The following is a 1,336-nucleotide window of genomic DNA, read 5'->3' as shown; positions in this document are numbered from 1 at the left end:
TAATGCTTGTCAGTTAAGCTTTTAAGAACGCCGCAGCGGATAACGCTGCGGCTTCTTTTTTACCGCCCGCGGATAGTGCCTCTGTCGCCGGCCAGGCAACACGAAGCTTTTCGCCATCGACAGGATTTCATTCATCACCTGCGGTATTCGTCCTGGTGCAACCCGAGGCAGCAGGCTCAGCTGGCCGGTCAGATACAGCGCCGCCTGCTTAAAGCCCAGCTGATAAGGTTCGACGTTTTTAAGGCTGTATGCCATCTGCGCCATCATAAAGCGCAGCAGGTTATACGCCAGAGCCACGCCCCACAGCTCCTGCCTGACCAGCTCTGGCTTTCTGCTTCTCAGCGTCAGTTCGTTATTCAGCAGGTGTTGCTTCATCTCCCTGAAGCCATGCTCAATTTCCCAGCGATGCCCGTAAAGGTCGACGATATCGGCTTTCGGGTAGCGAAGCGGATCGCACATGGACGTCAGTATCTGCACCGTTCTGCCGTTAACTTCTTTACTGACCAGCCTTGCCGTCAGCGTGGCGGGTGCCCCCTCCCACTTTTTACGCGCCTGCGTCGTCAGACTGAGCTCGACCAGCTCATGTCCGGGACCCAGCCTCTCCTTTACCCGGTACTGAGCACCTTTGCGCAGCGGGATCATCCAGTGCTTTTCCGTTCCTGACGTCTGCCATTGATGAAGCAGGCCCAGGGCATAAAAGCCCTTGTCCATTATCGTCAGGGAGTGCGCGGGCGTCTGTTCTGCCAGCCGGGCAGCGAGATCGACTTCGCTGGTTTCGCAGACGCTGCCAAAGGCGACGCCCGACAGCAGGTGGCTGGTGACCTCCATCTGGCAGACCATCCGCAGCTGTGGCCAGCCGGAGCTGGCGTGTTCGTTAGCCGTGCGTCCGAATGCGGCGTCATTTTCCGGCGTATCCGGCGTTCTCCACAGCGTCCCGTCTACCGCCATCAGCGTGAGGCCGTTCCAGTGCGACAGCGGCGTTTTTTTGAACCAGAGCTGGCGGGTCTTTTCAAAGACCAGACGGACGGCCTCCTCGCCGAGCCGCTGACGTGCCTGTACGACCGCGCTGGGCGCCACAAAGGGACGTTTACCGGGCAGAACGATATCAAGATGTGACACGAGCTGATTCATGGAAAGCGAGCGGAAGAGCGACATGCCGGTTACGGCCCAGACCATCATCTCCATGGGAAGGCGGCGTTTACGTACCGTAACGACCCCGGTATCCGCGAGGCACTCATCAATAAGCTCAGGTGACAGCAGGTCAGAAAGCGCAGAGAACTCTTTCGGCGAGAAATTAAGAACAGTATCCAGGGCCTGACTGAGCAGCATAAAAAAA

1 protein-coding gene is annotated in these 1,336 nt (G+C 57.9%); it reads right to left on the bottom strand.

Annotated elements, in window-relative coordinates:
• Positions 1 to 21: 21 nt before the first annotated feature.
• On the bottom strand, positions 22 to 1,329 hold the full coding sequence (locus tag Q9R34_RS21625) for an IS4 family transposase (protein WP_485896415.1): 1,308 nt from the start codon (positions 1,327 to 1,329) through the stop codon (positions 22 to 24).
• Between the last annotated feature and the right edge of the window lie 7 nt (positions 1,330 to 1,336).

It is taken from the genome of Enterobacter sp. BRE11 (assembly GCF_031844285.1).
Lineage (GTDB): Bacteria > Pseudomonadota > Gammaproteobacteria > Enterobacterales > Enterobacteriaceae > Pantoea.
This window is presented reverse-complemented; position numbering and strand designations above follow the sequence as displayed.

Coding starts and splice junctions, on each gene's coding strand:
- Q9R34_RS21625 (WP_485896415.1), bottom strand. CDS start 1,329: ATGCTGCTCAGTCAGGCCCTGGATACTGTTCTTAATTTCTCGCCGAAA.